This is a genomic window from Pseudomonas fjordensis (assembly GCF_976987115.1).
The window spans coordinates 4,726,087-4,750,241 of sequence record NZ_OZ336860.1 but is presented as its reverse complement, the minus strand read 5'-3'; the positions used below and the strand labels follow the sequence as shown (position 1 = coordinate 4,750,241).

Sequence of the window (24,155 nt, the reverse complement as noted above, 5' to 3'; positions counted from 1 at the left end):
CATGGCTGAAGCACTCTCCGACAACCTCCCCGCCAAGGCCGACGGCAAACCGCCGTTGTTTGGCCTGTCGTTCCTGGAAAACCTCTCGGAAATGACCATGCTGCGTCAGGTGGGCCTGATGGTGGGCCTGGCAGCCAGCGTGGCGATTGGTTTTGCCGTGGTGCTGTGGTCGCAGCAACCCGATTACCGCCCCCTTTACGGCAGCCTGTCGGGCATGGATTCCAAGCAGATCATGGAAACCCTCGCCGCCGCCGACATCGCCTACACCGTAGAGCCCAACTCCGGGGCCTTGCTGGTCAAGGCCGATGACGTGGCCCGCGCACGGATGAAACTGGCCGCCGCTGGCGTGGCGCCGTCCGACAGCAATATCGGTTTTGAAATCCTCGACAAAGACCAGGGCCTGGGCACCAGCCAGTTCATGGAAGCCACCCGTTATCGTCGTGGCCTGGAAGGCGAACTGGCGCGCACCATCTCCAGCCTGAATAACGTCAAGGCCGCCCGTGTGCACCTGGCGATTCCGAAAAGCTCGGTGTTCGTGCGTGACGAACGCAAGCCCAGCGCCTCGGTGTTGGTCGAGCTGTTTGCTGGCCGCTCCCTGGAGCCTGGCCAGGTACTGGCGATCGTCAACCTGGTGGCAACCAGTGTTCCCGAATTGAGCAAGTCGCAAATCACCGTGGTGGACCAGAAGGGCAACCTGCTGTCCGACATGGCCGAAAACTCCGCGCTGACCCAGGCCGGCAAACAGTTCGACTATAGCCGCCGCATGGAAAGCATGCTCACCCAGCGCGTGCATAACATTCTGCAGCCGGTGTTGGGCAACGACCGCTACAAGGCTGAAGTGTCGGCCGACGTGGATTTCAGCGCTGTCGAATCCACCTCCGAGCAGTTCAACCCCGACCAACCGGCCCTGCGCAGCGAGCAGTCGACCAGCGAACAACGCACCGCCAGCAATGGCCCCCAAGGTGTGCCGGGCGCCCTGAGCAACCAGCCGCCTGCGCCGGCCTCGGCACCGCAGACCACCGGTGGCGCCGCCGCTACCGCTGGGGCGATCCAGCCTGGCCAGCCGCTGTTGGACGCCAACGGCCAGCAAATCATGGACCCGGCCACCGGCCAGCCGATGCTTGCGCCGTACCCTGCGGACAAGCGTAACCAGTCCACCAAGAACTTCGAGCTCGACCGTTCCATCAGCCACACCAAGCAGCAACAGGGCAAGATCAATCGCCTGTCGGTGTCGGTGGTAGTCGATGACCAGGTCAAGGTCAACCCCGCAGACGGCGCGGTGACCCGTGCGCCCTGGACGGCTGACGAGCTGGCGCGTTTCACCCGCCTGGTGCAGGACGCGGTTGGCTTCGATGCCAGCCGTGGTGACAGCGTCAGCGTGATCAACATGCCGTTCTCCGCCGAGCGCGGTGAAGTGATCGCTGACCCTGCGTTCTACACCCAGCCGTGGTTCTGGGACATCGTCAAGCAAGTGCTCGGGGTGTTGTTCATCCTGGTGCTGGTGTTTGGCGTATTGCGCCCGGTGCTCAACAACATCACCGGCGGCAGCAAGAAGCAACTGGCGCTGGCCGGTGGCGACGTCGAGTTGGGTGGCATGGGCGGCCTGGACGGCGAACTGGCCAACGACCGCGTCAGCCTCGGCGGCCCGCAAAGCATTCTGTTGCCAAGCCCGAGCGAAGGCTATGACGCTCAGTTGAACGCAATCAAGAGTCTGGTGGCAGAAGACCCGGGCCGTGTGGCTCAGGTCGTGAAAGAGTGGATTAACGCAGATGAATGATCGAGCCGCTGTGGCCAAGCTGTCCCGGGTCGACAAAGCCGCCGTGCTGCTGCTGTCCCTGGGTGAAACCGACGCTGCCCAAGTGCTGCGCCACATGGGCCCTAAAGAGGTCCAGCGAGTGGGCGTGGCCATGGCGCAAATGCGCAATGTGCACCGCGAGCAAGTCGAGCAGGTGATGAGCGAGTTCGTTGAGATCGTCGGCGACCAGACCAGCCTGGGCGTCGGCTCCGACAGCTACATTCGCAAGATGCTCACCTCGGCCTTGGGCGAAGACAAGGCCAACGGCCTGATCGACCGTATCCTGCTGGGTGGCAACACCAGCGGTCTGGACAGCCTCAAGTGGATGGAGCCGCGCGCAGTGGCCGACGTGATCCGCTACGAGCACCCGCAGATCCAGGCGATCGTGGTGGCCTACCTCGACCCGGACCAGGCCGGTGAAGTGCTCGGCCACTTCGACCATAAAGTGCGCCTGGACATCATCCTGCGCGTGTCGTCGCTCAACACCGTGCAGCCGGCGGCGCTCAAAGAACTCAACACCATTCTGGAGAAGCAGTTCTCCGGCAATTCCAACGCCTCGCGCACCACCCTGGGTGGCATCAAGCGCGCGGCCGACATCATGAACTTCCTCGACAGCTCGGTGGAAGGCCAGTTGATGGACTCGATCCGCGAGATCGACGACACCCTGTCCGGCCAGATCGAAGACCTGATGTTCGTGTTCAACAACCTGGCCGATGTCGACGACCGTGGCATCCAGGCGTTGCTGCGCGAAGTATCCTCGGACGTGCTGGTGCTGGCGCTCAAGGGCTCGGACGAAAACGTCAAAGAAAAGATCTTCAAGAACATGTCCAAGCGCGCCTCGGAGCTGTTGCGCGACGACCTGGAAGCCAAGGGCCCGGTGCGCGTCAGCGACGTGGAAACCGCCCAGAAAGAAATCCTCACCATTGCCCGCCGTATGGCCGAAGCCGGAGAAATCGTTCTCGGCGGGAAGGGCGGCGAAGAAATGATCTAAGGCGCCTTGCATGTCGAATAAAGATGAGGCGCCCAGCGATCTGATTCGCGCGCGGGATGTCGGCGGTTTCGACATCTGGTCGCTGCCCAGCTTCGACCCCCATGTGCCGGAGCCCGAGCCTGAACCGGTGGAGGAACCTCCAGCGGAAATGGAAGAAGTGCCGCTGGATGAAGTCCAGCCACTGACTCTCGAAGAGTTGGAAACCATCCGCCAGGAGGCCTACAACGAAGGTTTTGCCGCGGGGGAAAAAGACGGTTTTCGCAGCACCACCCTCAAGGTTCGCCAGGAAGCCGAGGCGGCGCTGGCCTCCAAGTTGGGCAGCCTGGAGCGCCTGATGGGCAACCTGTTCGACCCTATCGCCGAACAGGACTCACAGCTGGAAAAATCCATGGTCGGCCTGGTGCAGCACATCGCGCGCCAGGTGATCCAGCGCGAACTGGTGCTTGATTCCAGCCAGATCGAAGCGGTGATGCGTGAAGCCCTCAAGCTGCTGCCCCTGGGCGTCGGCAATGTGCGGCTGTACATCAACCCCCAGGATTTCGAACAGGTCAAAGCCCTGCGCGAGCGCCATGAAGAAACCTGGCGCATCGTCGAAGATGCTTCGTTGCAGCCCGGCGGTTGCCGCGTCGAGACCGAACACAGCCGCATCGATGCAACGGTGGAAACCCGCATCAGCCAGATCATGGCCAAGCTGTTCGATCAACTGCATGAACAGGCCCTGCACCCCGCTGAGCCGGACCTGAGCGTTGACCTGGACGCCACCGATGCGTCTTGACCGCACCAGCTTCGCCAAGCGCCTGGGCAGCTACGCCGAGGTCACCGAGTTGCCCGGCCAGCCGATCCTCGAAGGGCGCCTGTTGCGCATGGTCGGCCTGACCCTCGAAGCCGAGGGCCTGCGCGCCGCCATGGGCAGCCGCTGCCTGGTGATCAACGACAACAGTTACCACCCGGTGCAAGTCGAAGCTGAAGTGATGGGCTTCTCTGGCAGCAAGATCTTCCTGATGCCGGTCGGCAGCCTCGCCGGCATTGCCCCGGGTGCCCGCGTGGTGCCACTGGCCGACACTGGCCGCCTGCCCATGGGCATGAGCATGCTGGGCCGCGTACTCGATGGCGCCGGCCGTGCGCTGGACGGCAAGGGCGGCATGAAGGCCGAAGACTGGGTGCCGATGGACGGCCCCACCATCAACCCGCTCAAGCGCAACCCCATCAGCGTGCCGCTGGACGTGGGCATTCGCAGCATCAACGGTTTATTGACGGTCGGTCGCGGCCAGCGCCTGGGCCTGTTCGCCGGTACCGGTGTGGGTAAGTCGGTGTTGCTGGGCATGATGACGCGCTTTACCGAGGCCGACATCATCGTGGTGGGGCTGATCGGCGAGCGGGGCCGCGAAGTGAAGGAGTTCATCGAGCACAGCCTCGGTGAAGAAGGGCTCAAGCGTTCTGTTGTCGTCGCTTCTCCGGCAGACGATGCACCGCTGATGCGCTTGCGTGCGGCGATGTACTGCACACGCATCGCCGAATATTTTCGCGACAAGGGCAAGAACGTCCTGTTGCTGATGGACTCGCTCACGCGTTTCGCCCAGGCCCAGCGCGAGATCGCCCTGGCCATCGGCGAGCCGCCCGCGACCAAGGGTTACCCGCCATCGGTATTTGCCAAGCTGCCCAAGCTGGTGGAACGTGCCGGTAATGCCGAAGCCGGCGGCGGCTCGATCACCGCGTTCTACACGGTGTTGTCCGAAGGCGACGACCAACAGGACCCGATTGCCGACTCGGCGCGGGGCGTGCTCGACGGCCACATCGTGCTGTCGCGGCGCTTGGCGGAAGAGGGGCATTACCCGGCCATCGACATCGAAGCGTCCATCAGCCGGGTGATGCCGGCGGTGGTCACGCCGGAGCATATGGCCCGTGCGCAGCAGTTCAAGCAGCTGTGGTCGCGCTACCAGCAAAGCCGTGACCTGATCAGCGTCGGCGCCTATGTGGCCGGTGGCGACCGCGACACCGACCTGGCCATCGCCTTGCAGCCGCAACTGGTGACCTACCTGCGCCAAGGCCTCAACGACAAGATCACCATGGGCGAAAGCCAGTCGCACTTGCAGTCCATCTTCGCCCCGGCGCCGGGCGGCTAAGCCATGGCCAACAGCCGCGCCGCCCGCCTGGCCCCGGTGGTGGACATGGCCGAAAAGGCCGAGAAAGCCGCCGTACAGCGCCTTGGCTACTTCCAGGGCCAGGTGCGTTTGGCCCAAAGCAAGCTGGGCGACCTGGAGCGTTTTCGAGGCGAGTACCAGCAACAGTGGATCGAGCGCGGCAGCCAGGGCGTGTCCGGCCAGTGGCTCATGGGATACCAGGGCTTTCTCAACCAGCTTGAAACCGCCGTCGGCCAACAACGCCAAAGCCTGGCCTGGCACGAGGCCAACCTCGACAAAGCCCGCGAGGCCTGGCAAGCGGCGTTTGCCCGGGTTGAGGGGTTGCGCAAACTGGTGCAGCGCTACATCGACGAAGCGCGAGCCATCGAAGACAAGCGCGAGCAAAAACTGCTCGATGAACTCTCCCAGCGCCTTCCCCGCCCAGAACAGTTCTAAGTGTGGGAGCTGGCTTGCCTGCGATGGGCATAGGTATCTACACGACTCCGTAGCGCTCACCGGTAACCACGATGCGAAGCGAGCCGCTCTTGATCTGCTTTTGATCTTGATCTTAGGCGCCCCATCAAACCACGCTGGCCGTAATTCGACAGTGATTTGGGGGGTAAACCGGCAGGGATGCCGGTTTAGCCGCCCCGCGCCATGGATGGCGCGTGGCGGCGGCCCCCCAAATCACTGGCGGATTACGGGCACACCGAGCCCAAGCGAGGTGCCGAGTGGTGGGGCAAGAGCCTTTTGCTTACTTTTGGGCTCTTTTCAAAAGTGAGCCGCTGTCAGAGCGGAACCCTAAGTGGCCGTTACCTAAATAACGGATATGTACCCGGTCCAACTGTGTTGACTGTTAGGCCGCCTTCGCGAGCAAGCCCGCTCCCACAGTTGGGTTGTGGGGTGTCAGGGAGAGAAGTATCGGCTGGCAGGCCGCCATCGCAGGCAAGCCAGCTCCCACAGTTGATCCACCGTGTTGCTCAGATGCTCTTCAGCTGCTACACCTTGTGTCTAGCGCAATGACAAGGAAGCAGTCACATGTCAGTCGAGTCAGAAGTATCCCTGGATGGGAAGAAGTTGACGATCGCAATCAGGGGCCGGTTCGATTTCGGCAGCCACCAGGCGTTTCGGGATGCGTACGAGCGTTTCTACAAGGTCCCCGAGACCTATATCGTCGACCTCAAAGAGGCCACCTACATGGACAGTTCAGCCCTCGGCATGCTGCTGTTGCTACGGGATCATGCCGGCGGTGATGACGCCGAGGTCCGCGTGACGAACAGCAACTCCGACGTGCGCAAGATCCTCGCCATCTCCAACTTCGACAAGCTGTTCGACATCAGTTGAGCGCCTTGGCCCCTGTTCTTGAAGCGCTGACCATCCTGATCGCCGAAGACAGCGCCGCCGACCGCCTGTTGCTGGCGAGCATCATCCGTCGCCAGGGCCACCAGGTGCTGACGGTGAGCAATGGTGCCGAAGCGATTGAGGTGTTTGCCCGCGAGCGCCCGCAACTGGTGTTGATGGACGCGCTGATGCCGGTGATGGACGGCTTTGAAGCCGCGCGGCAGATCAAGCAACTGGCGGGGGAGGCGCTGGTGCCGATCATCTTCCTCACGTCGCTGCGCGAAAGCGAAGCCCTGGCCCAGTGCCTGGACGCCGGTGGCGATGACTTTTTGCCCAAGCCCTATAACCCTTTGATCCTGGCGGCGAAGATCAACGCCATGGATCGCCTGCGCCGCCTACAGGCCACGGTTTTGCAACAGCGTGACCTGATCGCCAAACACCACGAACACCTGATGCATGAACAGCGGGCGGCCAAGGCAGTGTTCGACAAGGTTGCCCATTCGGGTTGTATCAACGCCGCGCCCAACATCCGCTACCTGCAATCGCCTTATGCGCTATTCAACGGTGACTTGTTGCTGGCGGCCTACACGCCATCCGGCGATATGCACGTGCTGCTCGGTGATTTCACCGGCCATGGCTTGCCGGCCGCCATCGGCGCCATGCCCCTGGCCGAAGTGTTCTACGGCATGACTGCCAAGGGCTACGGCCTCACGCAGACCCTGCGGGAAATGAACGCCAAGCTCAAGCGCATCCTGCCGGTGGACATGTTCTGCTGCGCCACCTTGCTGTGCCTGAGCGCCCAGCGGCGGGCGGTGGAGGTGTGGAACGGCGGCATGCCCGAAGGCTATGTGCATGAAGTCGCCACCGGCAGGCGCACGCCGTTGATGTCGCGGCACCTGCCCCTGGGGGTGTTGTCGGCAGAGGCGTTCGATGACAGCACCGAGGTCTGGCCCATGGCGTTGGGCGACCGGGTGTTTTTGCTCTCCGATGGTGTGTTGGACACCGCTGACGCCAATGATCAACTGTTCGGCGCCGAGCGCTTGCAGCAGGTGTTCGCCGCCAACCGCGAGCCTGACCGCCTGTTCGAGGACATCGAGCAGGCCCTGGCGGCCTTTCGCGGCCAGGCGCGCGATGACGTCAGCATGGTCGAGATCACCTTGCAGGCGGGCCAGCCCTTGCGGGCGGCCGAACCGATGTATGCCGACAGCGGCCAGTCGTGCCCACTGGATTGGTCGGTGAGTTTCGAATTTCGCGCCCAGACCCTCAGAACCTACAACCCGCTGCCGTACCTGCTGCAACTGCTATTGGAGATCCACGGCCTGCGTGAGCAGAGCGGGGCGCTTTACAGCGTGATGGCCGAGTTGTATTCCAACGCGCTGGAGCATGGCGTGCTGGGCCTGGACTCACGGCTCAAGCGCGATGCCCAGGGGTTTGCGCAGTATTATCACCAGCGCCATGAGCGGCTGGCGCAGTTGGACAGCGGTTACGTGCGCGTGCATGTTCAGGTGGTACCCACCGACAAGGGCGGCAAACTGACCTTGCGCCTCGAAGACAGCGGGCAGGGTTTTGATGTGGAGCAGGAGCTGGCACGCCCCGTGGACATCGACCGTCTGTCTGGTCGGGGCCTTAGCCTGGTGCGTCAACTGAGCAGCGCTGTAGGCTGGTCCGATGGCGGGCGCAGTGTCTGCGTGGAGTTTTGTTGGGAGGCTCTGGCATAATCCGCCGATTCTTGATCAAGGAGCGAGCAAGTGGCTGAGATTCATTTGGACCCCGAGGTGTTGTCGGACTTGCAGGAAGTGATGGAGAGCGAGTACCCGACGTTGCTCGACACCTTTATCGAGGACTCGCAAAAGCGCGTCGCAGCACTGCGCAAGGCTGGGGGCGACGCCAAAACGTTGGGACGGATTGCCCACAGCTTCAAAGGCAGTAGCGGCAATCTAGGGGCGGTGCGTTTGGCCCGATTGTGTGAGCTGCTGGAGACCGAGGCCGTCGAGGCGGCCTCTGATCTAGGTGCACTGGTTGATCAGATTGATCATGAGTTCGCGCTGGTCAAGCCACTGTATGAATGTAGGAGCGAGCTTGCTCGCGAAAAACGTCAACGATAACGCGTGCTTCCTGGATGAATGCGGCGCCTGTGAGTTTTTCGCGAGCAAGCTCGCTCCTACATTGAATCGGATATGTCCAGGCATTTTGTAAACCTGGCCCGACTCTTGCTGTACCTCCACAGACTGCATCCCCGACCCCATGCAGTGGAGACCCTTACTTATGCCAGTCGCCCCCAATTCGCTCCTTCAGGCTGCCACCGCAGCCAAGCCTCAAGCGCCGGCCGCCACGCCTGCGGTAGCGCCTGTGGCCCCGCGGGAAAAGGGCCCTGGCTTCGCTCAAGTGTTTGCCAACCAAGCTGCCAAGCCGCAGGCCAAGAGCGACGACGCGCCAGCCAAACCCGTGCGCGACAAAGCGCCTGACGCCAGCGATAAACCTGCCGCCAGCGCGCCAGCGGTTGCCGATAGCGGCAATCCCTTGCCTGCCAAGCCGGCCAAGAGCGACGACAGCGCAGACAGTGAAGGCGAGCCACCGGCCGACCCGTCCCTGGTGCAGCACCCGGTGGCCGACCCGGCGCTGGTCGCCGCCGTGACGCCCGTGGCGGTCCCTGTGCCCGTACAAGCGCCTGCCGTCGCTGCCGAAGATGACCAGGCCCTGCCGCTCATTACCGTGACCGAGGAGCCCAAGCAGCCGGCCTTCGACCCGCAGGCTGATCCCCTGGATTCGATGCCGGCCGTGCGCCTGGCGATGGAGCAGGGCGGTCACGTCTCGGCCAGCAGCCAGGCGCCGCAGAAAGCCGCGCCCACCACCCAGGACCAACCGACCGCCGCGCAGAACTTTGCCGCTGGCCTGGCCAACATGGTTGACCAGCAAGCCACCAAGGACAGCACCGACCAAGGCGGTGACAAGGCCTTCGGCGCGCTGATCGATGACGGCCTCAAGGACCTCAAGAACGCCAGTAGCGACACCCGCGTAGATGACTTCGCCAACCGCCTGGCCGCGCTGACCCAGGCGGCCACACCGAAAACCGCGAATGCCTTGCCGCCCGTCACCAATGCACCCCTGGCCATGCACCAGAGCGGCTGGACCGAAGAGGTGGTCAACCGCGTGATGTACCTGTCCAGCGCCAACCTCAAGTCGGCCGAGATCCAGTTGCAGCCCGCTGAGCTGGGGCGCCTGGACATCAAGGTCAACATGACGGCGGACCAGCAGGCCCAGGTCAACTTCATGAGCGGCCATGCGGTGGTGCGTGAAGCGCTGGAGAGCCAGTCCGGCCGCTTGCGGGAGATGTTTGCCCAGCAGGGCATGGGGCAGGTGGATGTGAATGTCTCCGACCAATCGCGGGGGCAGGACCAGCAGCAACAGCAGAGCCAGGCGCGGGGCATCAGTGGCAGCGGCAGGCGTGCTGACAACGGCGACGCCGGTGGCCCTGTGGATGTGGCCGAAGTGGCAGCGCCCGTGAGCCAGAGCGTGATCGGCTCCAGCGCCGTCGACTACTACGCCTGACTTGAGGGCTGTATAGGCCTGAATGTGGGAGCGGGCTTGCTCGCGAATGCAGAGTGTCAGTCAGTATATGTGTGACTGATACACCGCATTCGCGAGCAAGCCCGCTCCCACATTTGTTTTGTGGTGTTCGCTCTTCCCTCATTACCAGCCAACTCTGGCATAACACTTGCTCTTGCCTTGCCATAGATCTACGAATCCCCGAATAGTGACGGATTATTGGCATGGCGAAGAGCGACGACGCAGCAACTCCCCCCGCAGGCAAAGGCAAGCTCAAGCTGATCCTGTTGATTGTGCTGGGCCTGCTCCTGGCCATCGGTGCCTCGGTGGGCGGCACCTGGTACATCATGCACAGCAGTGCGAGCAAACCGGCGCCCGCTGCCGAAACCGCCACTAACGTCAAGCAACCGGCAATCTTCGAGCAGATGCTTCCGGCCTTTGTCGCCAACTACAACCAGAATGGTCGCCAACGCTACCTGCAGGTGAGCATCACCTTGCTGGCGCGCAACCAGGCGGACCTCGATGCCCTCAAGGTGCATATGCCGGTGATCCGCAACAACCTGGTGATGCTGTTCTCCGGGCAGAGCTTCGACAGCCTGGCCACGCCCGTCGGCCAGGAAATGCTGCGCCAGAAGGTCACTGCCAGCGTGCAGGAAGTGGCCCAGAAAGAACTCGGCAAAGTCGTGGTCGAGCAGGCGCTCTTCACTAACTTCGTATTGCAGTAGGATCACGACATGGCCGTGCAAGACCTGCTGTCCCAGGATGAAATCGACGCGCTGTTGCATGGCGTGGACGATGGTCTGGTACAGACCGAAATGGCTGCCGAACCCGGCAGCGTCAAAAGTTACGACCTGACCAGCCAGGATCGCATCGTGCGGGGACGCATGCCGACCCTGGAGATGATCAACGAACGTTTTGCCCGCTACACCCGCATCAGCATGTTCAACATGCTGCGCCGCTCGGCGGACGTGGCCGTGGGCGGTGTGCAGGTGATGAAGTTCGGTGAATACGTACACTCGCTGTACGTGCCCACCAGCCTCAACCTCGTCAAGATCAAGCCGTTGCGCGGCACTGCGCTGTTCATCCTCGACGCCAAACTGGTGTTCAAGCTGGTGGACAACTTCTTCGGTGGCGACGGCCGTCACGCCAAGATCGAAGGGCGTGAGTTCACCCCCACCGAACTGCGCGTGGTGCGCATGGTGCTGGAGCAGGCCTTCATCGACTTGAAGGAAGCCTGGCAGGCGATCATGGAAGTCAATTTCGAGTACATCAACTCGGAAGTGAACCCGGCCATGGCCAACATCGTCGGCCCCAGCGAAGCCATTGTGGTGTCGACCTTCCACATCGAACTCGATGGCGGTGGCGGCGACCTGCACGTGACCATGCCGTATTCGATGATCGAGCCGGTGCGCGAGATGCTCGATGCCGGTTTCCAGTCCGACCTCGACGACCAGGACGAACGCTGGGTCAAGGCCCTGCGCGAAGACCTGCTGGACGTCGACGTGCCGCTGAGCGCCACTGTGGCCCGCCGCCAGTTGCGCCTGCGGGACATTTTGCACATGGCGCCTGGGGACATCATCCCCGTCGACTTGCCGGAAGAGTTGATCATGCGCGCCAACGGCGTGCCGTCATTCAAGGTCAAGCTCGGTTCCCACAAGGGCAACCTGGCGCTGCAAGTGGTTGAGCCGATCAACCGCCGCTGATTCAACCCTAATTCATGATTGTTTGCTGCGCCGAGGACATGTAATGGCTACCGAACACGAAAACACTTCCGCCGAAGACCAGGCCCTGGCTGACGAGTGGGCTGCGGCCCTGGAAGAAACCGGCGATGTTGGCCAGGACGACATCGACGCGCTGCTGGCCGCCGACGCCGCCACCGCACCGGCCGGCAACCGCCTGGCCATGGAAGAATTCGGCAGTGTGCCGAAGAACAACGATCCGGTGAGCCTTGATGGCCCGAACCTGGATGTGATCCTCGACATCCCGGTGTCGATTTCCATGGAAGTGGGCAGCACCGAAATCAACATCCGCAACCTCTTGCAGCTTAACCAGGGCTCTGTGATCGAACTGGACCGCCTGGCCGGCGAGCCGTTGGACGTGCTGGTCAACGGCACCCTGATTGCCCATGGCGAGGTGGTGGTGGTCAACGAGAAGTTCGGCATCCGCCTGACTGACGTGATCAGCCCGAGCGAACGCATCAAGAAGTTGCGCTGAGATGAAGTACGCGATGGCGGGACTGTTGCTGGCGCTGCCATTGAGCGCCCTGGCGGCTGAACCGGTGGCGCAGGCAGTCACGGCACCTGCGGTCGGCAGCGTCGGCGGGCAGTTGACGCAACTGGTGCTGGGCCTGTTGCTGGTGATCGGCCTGATCTTTGTGCTGGCCTGGCTGATGCGCCGCGTACAGCGCATCGGCCCGGGCAACGGCCAGGTGATCGAGCTGGTGGGCTCGCGCGCCCTCGGCCCGCGTGATCGGTTGGTGCTGGTGCAGGTGGGCGAGGAGCAGATCCTGCTCGGCATCACCCCTGGTCGCATCACCCCGCTGCATGTACTCAAGACCCCGGTGGATGCGGTCAAGACCGAAGCCGCCACGCCAGAATTCGCCCAGCGCCTGATGGAATTGCTGGGCAAGGATCAGAAGGATAAGAAGTAATGCGCGTTTTGTTGACGCTCATGCTGTTGTTGGCCGCGCCGATGGCCCTGGGCGCCGACCCGTTGTCGATCCCGGCGATTACCCTGGGCACCAACGCGGCCGGCGCGCAGGAATATTCGGTCAGCCTGCAGATCCTGCTGATCATGACGGCGCTGAGTTTCATCCCGGCGTTCGTCATGCTGATGACCAGCTTTACGCGGATCATCATCGTCTTCTCGATCCTGCGCCAGGCCCTGGGCCTGCAGCAGACACCGTCGAACCAGATCCTCACCGGAATGGCGCTGTTTTTGACGCTGTTCATCATGGCGCCGGTGTTCGACAAGGTGAACCAGCAAGCCCTGCAACCTTATCTGGCAGAAAAGCTCACGGCCCAGGATGCGATCGACAAGGCCCAGGGCCCGATCAAGGACTTCATGCTGTCGCAAACTCGCTCCAGCGACCTTGAACTGTTCATGCGCCTGTCCAAGCGCACCGACATCGCCACCCCAGACCAGGCACCGCTGACCATCCTGGTGCCGGCGTTTGTCACCTCAGAATTGAAGACCGCGTTCCAGATCGGCTTCATGATCTTCATCCCGTTCCTGATCATCGACCTGGTGGTGGCGAGCGTGCTGATGGCCATGGGTATGATGATGCTGTCGCCGTTGATCATCTCGTTGCCGTTCAAGATCATGCTGTTTGTGCTGGTGGACGGCTGGGCGCTGATTATCGGCACCCTGGCCGGCAGTTTCGGAGGGGTATAGCGCCATGACCCCAGAAGTCGCCGTCGACCTGTTCCGTGAAGCGCTGTGGCTGACCACCCTGATGGTCGCCGTGCTGGTGGTGCCGAGCCTGTTGGTCGGCCTGCTGGTGGCGATGTTCCAGGCCGCCACCCAGATCAACGAACAGACCTTGAGCTTCCTGCCGCGCCTGCTGGTAATGCTGGTGACCCTGATTGTCGCCGGCCCGTGGCTGGTGCAAACCTTCATGGAATACATCCTGCAGTTGTACGGCAGTATTCCGCAGTTGATCGGCTGAGCCGATGCAATCCTTGCTGGCCTTGACTGACACCCAGATCAGTACCTGGGTGGCCTCGTTCATCCTGCCGCTGTTTCGCGTCACGGCCATGCTGATGGCCATGCCGGTGTTCGGCACCACCCTGGTACCGCGTCGCGTGCGCCTGTATTTTGCCGTGGCGATCACGGTGGTGATCGTGCCTGGCCTGCCGCCGATGCCGCCGGTGAACGCCCTCGACCTGAGCGCCTTGCTGCTGATTGCCGAACAGATCCTGATCGGCGCCATGCTGGGGTTTTCCCTCACGTTGTTCTTCCAGGCGTTTGTGATCGCCGGGCAAATCATTTCGATCCAGATGGGCATGGGCTTTGCGTCCATGGTCGACCCCACCAACGGGGTGTCGGCGGCGGTGATCGGGCAGTTTTTGACCATGCTGGTGACCTTGCTGTTTCTGGCCATGAACGGTCACCTGGTGGCGTTTGAAGTCTTGACCGAAAGCTTCGCCACCTTGCCGGTGGGCTCGGGGTTGGTGGTTAACCATTTCTGGGAACTGGTGGGGCGCCTGGGTTGGGTGTTGGGCGCAGCGCTGTTGCTGGTGCTGCCGGCGATCACCGCGCTGCTGGTGGTCAATATCGCGTTTGGCGTGATGACCCGGGCGGCGCCGCAACTGAACATCTTCTCGATTGGTTTTCCCTTGACCCTGGTGCTGGGCATGGGGATTTTCTGGGTCGGCCTGGCTGACATTCTCAATCAGTATCAACCGCTGGCGAGCGAAGCCTTGCAGTTCTTACGTGATCTGGCACGGGCGCGCTGAGCCATGGCCGAGAGCGAGAGTGGTCAGGACAAAACAGAAGACCCCACGGAGAAACGTAAAAAGGACTCCAGGGAAAAGGGCGAAATCGCGCGCTCCAAAGAGCTCAACACCTTCGCCACCATGATCGCCGGCGCAGGCGCCTTGCTGATCTACGGCGGTGGTCTGGCGCTGGACCTGCTGGAGATGATGAAACACAACTTCAGCCTGCCGCGCGAAGTGTTGCTCAACCCCGACGCCATGGCCCAATACCTGCTGCACTCGGGCAAAATCGCGCTGCTGGCGGTGCAGCCGATCCTGATCACCTTGCTGCTCGCCGCGCTGATAGGCCCGGTGGCCCTGGGCGGCTGGCTGTTTGCGGCGGGCAGCATGGCGCCCAAGTTCAGCCGCATGAACCCGGGGGCAGGGCTCAAGCGCATGTTTTCGGTCAAGGCCCTGGTGGAATTGCTCAAGGCCCTGGCCAAGTTTTTCTTGATTCTGTTCGTGGCCTTGGCGGTGTTGTCGTCCGACATCGACGATTTGCTGCGCATCGCCCATGAGCCGCTGGAGTCCGCGATCATCCACAGCGTGCAGGTAGTGGGCTGGAGTGCGTTGTGGATGGCGGCCGGGCTGATCCTGATCGCCGCCGTGGATGCGCCGATTCAACTGTGGGAAAGCCACAAGAAACTGCTGATGACCAAGCAGGAAGTGCGCGACGAGCACAAGGACCAGGAAGGCCGCCCCGAGGTCAAGCAACGCATCCGCCAGCTGCAGCGGGAAATGTCCCAGCGCAAGATGATGGCCTCGGTGCCCGACGCCGACGTGATCATCACCAACCCGACCCACTACGCCGTGGCCCTCAAGTACGACCCCGAAAAGGGCGGTGCACCGATGCTGCTGGCCAAGGGCAGCGACTTTACCGCGTTGAAAATTCGCGAAATCGCGGTGGCCAACGACATTCTGCTGCTGGAGTCGCCAGCATTGGCGCGCTCGATTTTCTACTCCACCGACCTGGACCAGGAAATTCCGGCCGGCTTGTACCTGGCTGTTGCCCAGGTGTTGGCCTACGTGTACCAGATCCGCCAATACCGCGCCGGCAAGGGCAAGCGGCCTGATCCGCTCAAAGACCTGCCGATCCCGCCGGACCTGCGCCGCGATTCCTAGTGGGAGCGAGCTTGCTCGCGAAAAACTCACCGTCGCCGCGTTCATCCTGACTCCCCGCGTTATCTTTACCACCTTCGCGAGCAAGCTCGCTCCTACAACCTGTCAACTTTGACAGTAGCCAATACGCCGCCTTCACTGTTTGATACAGCGATGAGACGTGCAGCCCTGCGCGACTCGGGAGGCGGTGATGGATAGGGGTACGGTCAGGTGGTTTGATGCGGTCAAAGGCATCGGCTTTATTGCCCGGGATCGTGATGGCAACCCGGTTGCCGTCCAATCGGCAGGCACGCAATGCAGTGACCTGCCACCCAATCCTCCCAAGCTGCGAAAACCCCGCAAACGCAAGAAATCATCGGATGCATGAATCGCTTGCTGTTCCACCGCTACCACCCATCGGCAGCTCGCGTCTACCTGTCAACTCTGACAGTAGCCAAAGCTCGTTTCCCCGTTGTTTTATGGATGAACCAAACACTGCGCGTACGTAGTCAACGAGATGCAGGGAGAGCGGGATTGAACGAGGTCACAGGGACTGTCAGATCCTACGACTGGATCAGGGGCGATTGGCTGGTCGAATTGGATGAGGGGACAGAAGAGGTATTTATCAATCGCAAGGATTGGCGCTGCACCGCGCTGTCGGTGGGTAAGCGTCTGAGGTTTCAAATGGTCCATCGGCCCAAGGGCATCTATGCGGTGCCCGTCAGGGGGCATGATCGAGGTGGATTGGGTTCTGAGTAAGGGTAAGGAGAGCGGCAATGGCAACGGGTACTGTGAAGTGGTTTAGCACGGAGAAGGGGTTTGGTTTTATTACCCCGGAGGATGGAGGGGCGGACGTGTTCGCTCATTACTCGGCTATTCAGACTAGCGGGTACAAGAGCCTGGATGAGGGCCAAAAAGTAGAATACGAGGTTGCTCAAGGCCCCAAAGGCCCGCAGGCCGAACGTATACAGTTGCTCTAGCGCCCAAATAACCGCTTATTTCAAGACAGGACACAGTCCAAATGTGGGAGCTGGCTTGCCTGCGATAGCTAACTCACAGCCAATACCCTTAGCGACTGGCACACCGCATCGCAGGCAAGCCAGCTCCCACCCTTGCCCCGTATTATCCGCTGCTTGCTTTGCCCGCCATTGCTGCGCCAAGGTGCAAGCGATCAGCCAATAACTGCGCCAGTTCGATCAACTGCGCAACGCCGAGCAATTCCTCTCGTTTGGAACCTTCCAAGTCAAAGGCCAGGTCGCAGCTCAAGGCAGTGGCCGAAGCGAGTGTTTCACTGAGGTTGACCAGCAGGTCTTCGCTGCTGATGCCGTCGGCTACGGTAAACAGCCGGGTGGGGGCATGATCGTTCCCACGCTCCCGCGTGGGAATGCATTGCGTGACGCTCTGCGTCGCCCTTGCGCAGTGCTCAAGTCGTGCGCCTGGCTCGGGACGCGGAGCGTCCCAGGCGGCATTCCAACGCGGGGCGTGGGAACGATCGAGGGGGCCGCGTTATCCGCTGTTTGCGGTGTCCAACATTCCGCCTTCACCGTGCAAGCGATCAGCCAATAACTGCGCCAGTTCGATCAACTGCGCAACACCGAGCAATTCCTCTCGTTTGGAACCTTCCAGATCAAAAGCCAGGTCGCAGCTCAAGGCATTGGCCGAAGCGAGTGTTTCGCTGAGGTTGACCAGCAGGTCTTCGCTGCTGATGCCGTCGGCTACGGTAAACAGCCGGGTGGGGGGATTTGGGGTAGGTTTGATCACTGTGAAGCTCCTTATGAAAGTGAAGCCGCCACTGATCGCCGCGACGCGATGGAGGGTGGCAGCTGTACGCAGGTTCGCGGACCGGTGAAGGAGCAACCCGGCATACCCGAAGGTATCCCGCGCACAGCCGCCATAGCGCCGCACAGTAGACGATAAAAAACCGCTTACTGAAAGGGAGATGGTGCTTTTGCTCCTTTGTGAACCGGGCCGCGACGCCCGTCCGCTGCGTTTGCAGCGGTGTACGGAGACTAGAGATCACATTTCCTAGGGGCAACCCCAAATCCATGTCGGAAATTTCCTCGATATCCACGATGCACACAAATCCAAATGTGGGAGCTGGCTTGCCTGCGATGGCTGACTCGCAGCCACTATCCCAGTGGCTGACACACCGCAATCGCAGGCAAGCCAGCTCCCACACTTGAATCGGTTACCACCCGAAAATCGCCCCAAAAGCAAAGTTGGAAGGCTTCTTGCAACCCCGCCTCCAAGTCGCCCTCCAGCGTCAAAACTTTGCTTCAAGGACCCGAGGAATACCGGTGGTAGATCGCTCTCAAATGCTCAACACGGCCCGTGGCACCCTGACTGACTTGTCGCGGGGCAATCTGGGTGTGCCGTTGTTGTTGCTGGTGATGCTGGCAATGATGATGTTGCCGATGCCGCCGTTCCTGCTCGACGTGTTCTTTACCTTCAACATTGCCCTGTCCGTCGTCGTGTTGCTGGTGTGCGTGTACGCCTTGCGACCACTGGATTTTGCGGTATTCCCCACCATTCTGTTGGTGGCGACCCTGCTGCGCCTGGCATTGAACGTGGCCTCCACGCGGGTGGTGATGCTCCACGGCCAGGACGGCCACGCCGCCGCCGGTAAGGTGATCCAGGCGTTCGGTGAGGTGGTGATCGGCGGTAACTACGTGGTTGGTATCGTGGTGTTCGCGATCCTGATGATCATCAACTTCGTCGTGGTGACCAAGGGCGCCGGGCGGATTTCCGAGGTGAGCGCGCGGTTTACCCTCGACGCCATGCCCGGCAAGCAAATGGCCATCGACGCCGACCTCAACGCCGGCCTGATCGACCAGGGCCAAGCGAAGGCTCGCCGGGCCGAAGTCGCCCAGGAGGCCGAGTTCTACGGCTCCATGGACGGTGCCAGCAAGTTTGTGCGCGGTGACGCCATCGCCGGCCTGTTGATTCTGTTCATCAACCTGATCGGCGGCGTGGCCGTCGGTATGTTCCAGCACGGCATGACATTCGGCGATGCTGGCAAGGTGTACGCCTTGCTGACCATCGGTGACGGTTTAGTGGCGCAATTGCCATCACTGTTGTTATCCACAGCGGCGGCCATCATGGTCACCCGTGCTTCGGGCTCCGAAGACATGGGCAAGCAGATCAGCCGGCAGATGTTCGCTTCGCCCAAGGCCCTGGCCGTGGCGGCGGGCATCATGGCGATCATGGGTATTGTGCCGGGCATGCCGCACTTCTCGTTTTTGAGCATGGCGGCCCTGGCGGGGGGGGCGGCGTACCTGTTCTGGAAGAAGCAGAACCAGGTCAAGGTCCAGGCCGAGCAGGAGATCGCCCGTCAACAGGAGCTGCTGCCATCCCCGGCCCGTGCCCAGGAAACCAAGGAGCTGGGCTGGGACGACGTCACGCCCATCGACATGATTGGCCTGGAAGTCGGCTACCGCCTGATCCCACTGGTCGACCGCAACCAGGGTGGGCAACTGCTGGCGCGGATCAAGGGCGTGCGCAAGAAGCTGTCCCAGGACTTGGGCTTCCTGATGCCCACCGTGCATATCCGCGACAACCTCGACCTGGCCCCCAGCGCCTATCGCCTGACGCTGATGGGGGTGATTTTGGCCGAAGCCGAGATCTACCCGGACCGCGAACTGGCGATCAACCCAGGGCAGGTGTTCGGTACGCTCAACGGCATCACCGCCAAAGATCCGGCTTTCGGCCTGGAAGCGGTGTGGATCGAAGTGAGCCAGCGCAGCCAGGCGCAGTCCCTGGGTTACACCGTGGTGGATGCCAGTACCGTGGTCGCCACGCACCTCAACCAGATTCTCTACAAGCACTCCCACGAGTTGATCGGCCACGAGGAAGTCCAGCAATTGATGGGCTTGCTGGCCAAATCGTCGCCAAAACTGGCCGAAGAACTGGTGCCGGGCGTGCTGTCGCTGTCGCAGTTGCTCAAGGTGCTGCAAGCGCTGTTGGCCGAACAGGTGCCCGTGCGCGACATTCGCAGCATTGCCGAGGCCATCGCCAACAATGCCGCCAAGAGTCAAGATACTGCCGCTCTGGTGGCGGCGGTGCGTGTCGGCGTGTCCCGCGCAATCGTGCAAAGCATTGTAGGCACTGAGTCCGAGCTGCCTGTGATCACCCTGGAACCCAGGTTGGAACAAATATTGCTCAATAGTATTCAGAAGGCAGGGCAAGGCCAGGAAGAGGGCGTTTTACTGGAGCCAAGCATGGCTGAAAAGCTGCAGCGTTCGTTGATCGACGCCGCACAGCGCCAGGAAATGCAAGGCAACCCGGTGATCCTGCTGGTGGCCGGCCCGGTTCGCGCGATGTTGTCGCGGTTTGGACGCCTGGCTGTACCGAATTTGCACGTGTTGGCTTACCAGGAAATTCCTGACAATAAGCAAGTGACTATCGTCGCGACAGTTGGGCCCAATGGCTGAGGTAGTGGGTTATGCAAGTTAAGCGTTTTTTCGCCGCCGATATGCGTCAGGCCATGAAATTGGTCCGCGATGAGCTGGGCGCCGATGCCGCGATTATCGGTAACCGTCGGATTGCCGGCGGTGTCGAGCTGACGGCTGCCCTGGATTACACACCCCAGGCGCTGGCCCCGCGCGTGCCGAACATGGAACTCGAAGACGAGCTGCGCAAGACCGCCTCGCGTATTGTGTCGGCCCAGGCTGAGCTGAGCATGCGTGGCGACAGCGATGCCAGCACCAATCGCCAATTGTTCGCCGGCCTGCCGCTGACCGCCGCCGAGCCGCTGGTTGAACCCACCTTTGTCGAACCGCCGCGTCCTGCAGCGCCTGCCCCGGCTGCCGCAGTTGACCAGCGCGTGATCGACTCGATGCGTTTTGAACTCAATGGCCTGCGTGAATTGCTCGAAGTGCAGCTCGGCTCGCTGGCCTGGACCCAACTGCAAGGCAGCAAGCCGCAGCAAGCCAACCTGTGGCGTCGCTTGCAACGCATCGGCCTGTCCGGCCCGTTGTCCCGCGACCTGCTGGCCTTGACCGCTGAAGTCGAAGAGCCCCGTCAGGCCTGGCGCATGTTGCTGGCGCACTTGGCGCGCATGATCGCCACGCCGGAAATCGAACCCCTGGAAGAGGGCGGTGTGATCGCCATGGTCGGCCCCGCCGGCATGGGCAAGACCACCACCCTGGCCAAGCTGGCCGCCCGTTATGTGCTCAAGTACGGTGCGCAGAATATCGCGCTGGTGAGCATGGACAGCTACCGCATCGGTGCCCAGGAGCAGCTCAAGACCCTGGGCCGCATCCTCAATGTGCCGGTGACCCATGTCGACCCGGGCCAGTCCCTGGCCAATGCCCTCGAGCCGTTGCTGCGCAAGCGCGTGGTGCTGATCGACACCGCCGGCCTGCAAGCCAGCGACCCGGCGCTGCGCATGCAGCTCGAAAGCCTGGCCGGGCGTGGCATCAAGTCGAAAAATTACCTGGTGCTTGCAACCACCAGCCAGAAACAGGTTCTTACCGCTGCCTATCACAGCTACAAGCGTTGCGGCCTGGCCGGCTGCATCCTCACCAAGCTCGACGAAACCGCGAGCCTGGGCGAGGTATTGAGCCTGGCCATCAGCCATGAATTACCGGTTGCCTACCTCACCGACGGGCCGCGGATCCCGGATGATCTGCATCTGCCGCGCCGTCATCAGTTGGTCAGCCGTGCCGTGAGTGTGCAAATGCAAGACGAGCCTAGCGAGGAAGCGATGGCCGATATGTTCGCCGACCTTTACCACCACCCCGCAAAACGGGTGGGTTGAGGCAGGATGAACACCGTGAAATGTACCTACATCGATGGTCTGCAAGCGATTCACGCGGCCAAGCCATGTAGCCTGCGTCTAAGCAAGACAAGGTAAAGAAATAAAATGGGCAGCATGCATCCCGTACAGGTGATCGCGGTGACCGGCGGCAAAGGTGGCGTCGGGAAAACTAACGTGTCAGTGAATTTGTCCCTGGCGCTGGCAGAGCTTGGCCGTCGCGTCATGCTGCTGGATGCTGACCTGGGCTTGGCGAACGTGGACGTTCTGCTGGGGCTGACACCCAAACATACCCTGGCCGATGTGATCGAGGGCCGCTGTGAGCTGCGCGATGTGCTGCTCCAGGGCCCCGGAGGCATTCGCATCGTGCCGGCGGCCTCGGGCACCCAGAGCATGGTGCACCTGAGCCCCGCGCAGCATGCCGGGTTGATCCAGGCGTTCAGCGACATCGGCGACAACCTCGACGTGCTGGTGATCGACACCGCCGCCGGCATCGGCGAATCCGTGGTCAGCTTTGTGCGCGCCGCGCAAGAAGTGCTGCTGGTGGTGTGCGACGAACCCACCTCGATCACCGATGCCTACGCACTGATCAAACTGCTTAACCGTGACTACGGCATGAACCGCTTTCGCGTGCTGGCCAACATGGCCCAGAGCCCGCAGGAAGGGCGCAACCTGTTCGCCAAGTTGACCAAGGTCACGGATCGTTTCCTCGATGTGGCTTTACAATACGTCGGCGCAGTTCCCTATGACGAGTGTGTGCGCAAGGCCGTGCAAAAGCAGCGTGCGGTCTATGAAGCGTTCCCTCGTTCGAAATGCGCACTGGCGTTCAAGGCCATTGCCCAGAAGGTCGATACCTGGCCGTTGCCCGCCAACCCGCGGGGGCATCTGGAGTTTTTCGTCGAGCGTTTGGTGCATCAGACGAGCGCAGGACCGGTGCTATGACATCCAGCGGCTACAACCTTTACAAAAAGTCGGCACGTGACAGCCAGGGCGAATTGATCGAGCGCTATGCGCCGCTGGTCAAGCGCATTGCCTATCACCTGTTGGCGCGCCTGCCCGCGAGTGTGCAGGTTGAAGACTTGATCCAGGCCGGCATGATCGGCCTGCTGGAAGTCTCGACCAAATACGACGCCAGCAAGGGCGCCAGTTTCGAAACGTATGCGGGTATCCGTATCCGTGGCGCGATGCTCGATGAAGTGCGTAAAGGCGATTGGGCGCCGCGTTCGGTACACCGCAATACGCGCATGGTCAGTGATGCAATTCGTGCAATTGAAGCAAAAACCGGTCGTGACGCTAAAGATCATGAAGTTGCGGCCGAACTCCAATTGAGTCTCGACGATTACTACGGGATTTTGAACGATACCTTGGGCAGCCGCCTGTTCAGTTTCGACGACCTTTTACAGGACGGCGAACACGAAGGGCTGCACGAGGACGGCGCGAGCGCCCATACGGAGCCGTCGCGCGACCTGGAAGACGAACGTTTCCAGGGCGCGTTGGCCGATGCAATCGCCAACTTGCCGGAGCGTGAGCGGCTGGTGCTGGCGCTGTACTACGACGAAGAGCTGAACCTCAAGGAAATCGGTGAGGTCCTGGGGGTCAGCGAATCGCGTGTCAGCCAGTTGCATAGCCAGTGCGCAGCCCGCTTGCGGGGGCGATTGGCCGAGTGGCGCGCGCGCTGACAGGCAGTGTGGGGACACTGCAGACGCTACCGTGAAACCGCAGGGTTTTGCGGGTGAGTACCGTGGTGCCCTGGGCAGTCCTTTTTGTGTAACGCCTGTTGATTGAAATGGCGCGTCCAGGTGCTGGGCGCGTTTAAGACTGCTTGGAGGTCGAATTGGACAAGAACATGAAAATCCTCATCGTTGATGACTTCTCAACGATGCGGCGGATCATTAAAAACCTGTTGCGTGACCTTGGGTTCACCAACACGGTCGAGGCGGATGACGGCCTGACGGCCATTCCGATTCTCAACAGCGGGAGCATCGACTTTCTGGTGACCGACTGGAACATGCCGGGCATGACTGGTATCGACCTGCTGCGCCACGTGCGCGCCGATGAAAAACTGCGCAGCCTGCCTGTGCTGATGGTGACCGCCGAAGCCAAGCGTGAACAGATCATCGAAGCCGCCCAAGCCGGGGTCAACGGTTACGTGGTCAAGCCATTCACGGCACTGGCCTTGAAAGAGAAGATCGAGAAAATCTTCGAACGCATCCACGGCTAATGCCATCGCGGGGGAGCTATGGAGCATAACGAAACGTCACAGGGCGACTTTGAGTCGACCCTGAAAAAACATGCTCACCAGTTGGTCGACAGCCTGGAAAAAGGCCAGTTCGCCGATGCGGTGCAGTTGATCCATGAGCTTAACCAGACCCGTGACCGCGGCCTGTACCAGGAAGTGGGCAAGCTCACACGCGAGCTGCACAGCGCAATCGTCAATTTCCAGATTGACCCGCGCATGCCCCAGGCCGAAGAAATTTCCCAGATTACCGATGCCACTGAACGCCTGTCCTATGTGGTCAGGCTGACTGAGGCGGCGGCCAACCGCACCATGGACCTGGTGGAAAACGCCACGCCTCTGGTCAATGGCATGGCCACCGAAGCCCAGGCCTTGAGCCAGGACTGGGGCCGCTTCATGCGCCGCGAAGTCGGTGCTGAAGAGTTTCGTGAATTGGCGCGTCGCGTCGACGGGTTCTTGTCGCGCAGCGAACAGGAAAACCGCACGGTGGCCAGCAACCTCAACGACATCCTGCTGGCCCAGGATTACCAGGACCTTACCGGTCAGGTGATCAAGCGCGTGACCCAGTTGGTCACCGAAGTGGAAAGCAACTTGCTCAAATTGGTGCTGATGGCCGGCCAGGTCGATCGTTTTGCCGGCATCGAACATGACCGCGAAGCGATCCTCTCGGAAAAAGATCCACAAAAACATCTCGCCAAGGGTGAAGGTCCGCAGATTCATGCCGATAAACGTGAAGACGTTGTGTCAGGTCAGGATGACGTAGATGACCTGTTATCCAGTTTAGGCTTCTAAGGAGCA

At 61.5% G+C, this 24,155-nt stretch carries 27 protein-coding genes; 25 read left to right on the top strand and 2 right to left on the bottom strand.

The genetic code is table 11. The features are described 5' to 3' along the window. Position 1: 1 nt before the first annotated feature. From fliF to ACWHXD_RS21530, 19 genes are all read left to right on the top strand, one after another. A complete protein-coding gene (gene fliF / locus ACWHXD_RS21620) occupies positions 2-1,777 on the top strand; it encodes a flagellar basal-body MS-ring/collar protein FliF (RefSeq protein WP_032895944.1) in 1,776 nt (591 codons plus the stop codon). After that, positions 1,770-2,786: a flagellar motor switch protein FliG gene (fliG, locus tag ACWHXD_RS21615; RefSeq protein ID WP_003192957.1), complete on the top strand. Its 1,017-nt coding sequence runs from the start codon at positions 1,770-1,772 to the stop codon at positions 2,784-2,786. Before fliF ends, fliG begins: the two co-directional genes overlap by 8 nt. A gap of 10 nt (positions 2,787-2,796) precedes the next feature. Beyond that, positions 2,797-3,561 (top strand): flagellar assembly protein FliH, encoded by a 765-nt coding sequence (gene fliH / locus ACWHXD_RS21610; RefSeq protein ID WP_138762470.1) that lies wholly within the window; start codon positions 2,797-2,799, stop codon positions 3,559-3,561. Then, a complete protein-coding gene (gene fliI, locus ACWHXD_RS21605; RefSeq protein WP_138762469.1) occupies positions 3,551-4,909 on the top strand; it encodes a flagellar protein export ATPase FliI in 1,359 nt (452 codons plus the stop codon). The genes fliH and fliI overlap by 11 nt, the downstream gene beginning before the upstream one ends. A gap of 3 nt (positions 4,910-4,912) precedes the next feature. Next, entirely contained in the window at positions 4,913-5,362 is a 450-nt protein-coding gene (fliJ, locus tag ACWHXD_RS21600) for a flagellar export protein FliJ (RefSeq protein WP_032895946.1), read from the top strand. Positions 5,363-5,944: 582 nt separating this feature from the next. Then, positions 5,945-6,250 (top strand): STAS domain-containing protein, encoded by a 306-nt coding sequence (locus tag ACWHXD_RS21595; protein ID WP_138762468.1) that lies wholly within the window; start codon positions 5,945-5,947, stop codon positions 6,248-6,250. Next, positions 6,247-7,965, top strand: coding sequence for a fused response regulator/phosphatase (locus ACWHXD_RS21590; protein WP_032895948.1), 1,719 nt, complete (start codon positions 6,247-6,249; stop codon positions 7,963-7,965). Before ACWHXD_RS21595 ends, ACWHXD_RS21590 begins: the two co-directional genes overlap by 4 nt. Before the next feature lie 30 nt (positions 7,966-7,995). Continuing rightward, on the top strand, positions 7,996-8,352 hold the full coding sequence (locus ACWHXD_RS21585) for an Hpt domain-containing protein (RefSeq protein ID WP_138762467.1): 357 nt from the start codon (positions 7,996-7,998) through the stop codon (positions 8,350-8,352). A 160-nt stretch (positions 8,353-8,512) separates the two neighbouring features. Beyond that, complete coding sequence (locus ACWHXD_RS21580) at positions 8,513-9,796, top strand: flagellar hook-length control protein FliK (protein ID WP_138762466.1); 1,284 nt, start codon at positions 8,513-8,515, stop codon at positions 9,794-9,796. A 221-nt stretch (positions 9,797-10,017) separates the two neighbouring features. After that, a complete protein-coding gene (fliL, locus tag ACWHXD_RS21575; protein WP_032895951.1) occupies positions 10,018-10,518 on the top strand; it encodes a flagellar basal body-associated protein FliL in 501 nt (166 codons plus the stop codon). A gap of 9 nt (positions 10,519-10,527) precedes the next feature. Next, positions 10,528-11,496 carry a flagellar motor switch protein FliM gene (fliM, locus tag ACWHXD_RS21570; protein ID WP_014719344.1) on the top strand — a complete coding sequence of 323 codons (969 nt, stop codon included), beginning with the start codon at positions 10,528-10,530 and terminating at the stop codon, positions 11,494-11,496. A 43-nt stretch (positions 11,497-11,539) separates the two neighbouring features. After that, positions 11,540-12,007, top strand: coding sequence for a flagellar motor switch protein FliN (gene fliN, locus ACWHXD_RS21565; protein ID WP_003192941.1), 468 nt, complete (start codon positions 11,540-11,542; stop codon positions 12,005-12,007). A gap of 1 nt (position 12,008) precedes the next feature. Next, positions 12,009-12,443: a flagellar biosynthetic protein FliO gene (fliO, locus tag ACWHXD_RS21560; RefSeq protein WP_044274977.1), complete on the top strand. Its 435-nt coding sequence runs from the start codon at positions 12,009-12,011 to the stop codon at positions 12,441-12,443. Then, positions 12,443-13,186: a flagellar type III secretion system pore protein FliP gene (gene fliP, locus ACWHXD_RS21555; protein WP_003192937.1), complete on the top strand. Its 744-nt coding sequence runs from the start codon at positions 12,443-12,445 to the stop codon at positions 13,184-13,186. The genes fliO and fliP overlap by 1 nt, the downstream gene beginning before the upstream one ends. Positions 13,187-13,190: 4 nt before the next feature. Beyond that, the gene (gene fliQ / locus ACWHXD_RS21550; protein ID WP_003192936.1) at positions 13,191-13,460 is read left to right on the top strand and encodes a flagellar biosynthesis protein FliQ; all 270 of its coding nucleotides are present in this window, start codon (positions 13,191-13,193) and stop codon (positions 13,458-13,460) included. Between the two features lie 4 nt (positions 13,461-13,464). Beyond that, entirely contained in the window at positions 13,465-14,250 is a 786-nt protein-coding gene (fliR, locus tag ACWHXD_RS21545; RefSeq protein ID WP_138762465.1) for a flagellar biosynthetic protein FliR, read from the top strand. A 3-nt stretch (positions 14,251-14,253) separates the two neighbouring features. Next, entirely contained in the window at positions 14,254-15,390 is a 1,137-nt protein-coding gene (flhB, locus tag ACWHXD_RS21540; protein WP_044274975.1) for a flagellar biosynthesis protein FlhB, read from the top strand. Positions 15,391-15,750: 360 nt separating this feature from the next. Next, positions 15,751-16,125, top strand: a complete 375-nt coding sequence (locus ACWHXD_RS21535; protein WP_238344567.1) for a hypothetical protein — start codon at positions 15,751-15,753, stop codon at positions 16,123-16,125. Between the two features lie 17 nt (positions 16,126-16,142). Next, positions 16,143-16,346 (top strand): cold-shock protein, encoded by a 204-nt coding sequence (locus ACWHXD_RS21530; protein WP_032895957.1) that lies wholly within the window; start codon positions 16,143-16,145, stop codon positions 16,344-16,346. Positions 16,347-16,488: 142 nt separating this feature from the next. On the opposite strand, the gene ACWHXD_RS21525 is transcribed toward ACWHXD_RS21530, so the two are convergent. Both ACWHXD_RS21525 and ACWHXD_RS21520 read right to left on the bottom strand, forming a co-directional pair. Then, complete coding sequence (locus ACWHXD_RS21525; RefSeq protein WP_032895958.1) at positions 16,489-16,752, bottom strand: DUF6124 family protein; 264 nt, start codon at positions 16,750-16,752, stop codon at positions 16,489-16,491. A 120-nt stretch (positions 16,753-16,872) separates the two neighbouring features. Further along, positions 16,873-17,127, bottom strand: a complete 255-nt coding sequence (locus tag ACWHXD_RS21520) for a DUF6124 family protein (protein ID WP_138762464.1) — start codon at positions 17,125-17,127, stop codon at positions 16,873-16,875. Positions 17,128-17,681: 554 nt separating this feature from the next. Here ACWHXD_RS21520 and flhA point away from each other — a divergent pair. The 6 genes from flhA (at position 17,682) to ACWHXD_RS21490 (ending at position 24,149) form a co-directional block, all read left to right on the top strand. Beyond that, positions 17,682-19,796: a flagellar biosynthesis protein FlhA gene (flhA, locus tag ACWHXD_RS21515; protein ID WP_032895960.1), complete on the top strand. Its 2,115-nt coding sequence runs from the start codon at positions 17,682-17,684 to the stop codon at positions 19,794-19,796. 11 nt (positions 19,797-19,807) lie between these two features. Continuing rightward, positions 19,808-21,124 carry a flagellar biosynthesis GTPase FlhF gene (gene flhF, locus ACWHXD_RS21510; protein ID WP_019818351.1) on the top strand — a complete coding sequence of 439 codons (1,317 nt, stop codon included), beginning with the start codon at positions 19,808-19,810 and terminating at the stop codon, positions 21,122-21,124. A gap of 105 nt (positions 21,125-21,229) precedes the next feature. Then, positions 21,230-22,063 carry a flagellar synthesis regulator FleN gene (fleN, locus tag ACWHXD_RS21505; RefSeq protein ID WP_003192912.1) on the top strand — a complete coding sequence of 278 codons (834 nt, stop codon included), beginning with the start codon at positions 21,230-21,232 and terminating at the stop codon, positions 22,061-22,063. Then, positions 22,060-22,800 (top strand): RNA polymerase sigma factor FliA, encoded by a 741-nt coding sequence (gene fliA / locus ACWHXD_RS21500; RefSeq protein ID WP_003192909.1) that lies wholly within the window; start codon positions 22,060-22,062, stop codon positions 22,798-22,800. The genes fleN and fliA overlap by 4 nt, the downstream gene beginning before the upstream one ends. Before the next feature lie 167 nt (positions 22,801-22,967). Next, complete coding sequence (locus ACWHXD_RS21495) at positions 22,968-23,342, top strand: chemotaxis response regulator CheY (protein ID WP_003192908.1); 375 nt, start codon at positions 22,968-22,970, stop codon at positions 23,340-23,342. 18 nt (positions 23,343-23,360) lie between these two features. Continuing rightward, positions 23,361-24,149 (top strand): protein phosphatase CheZ, encoded by a 789-nt coding sequence (locus ACWHXD_RS21490; RefSeq protein WP_003192906.1) that lies wholly within the window; start codon positions 23,361-23,363, stop codon positions 24,147-24,149. The last annotated feature ends 6 nt before the right edge of the window (positions 24,150-24,155 follow it).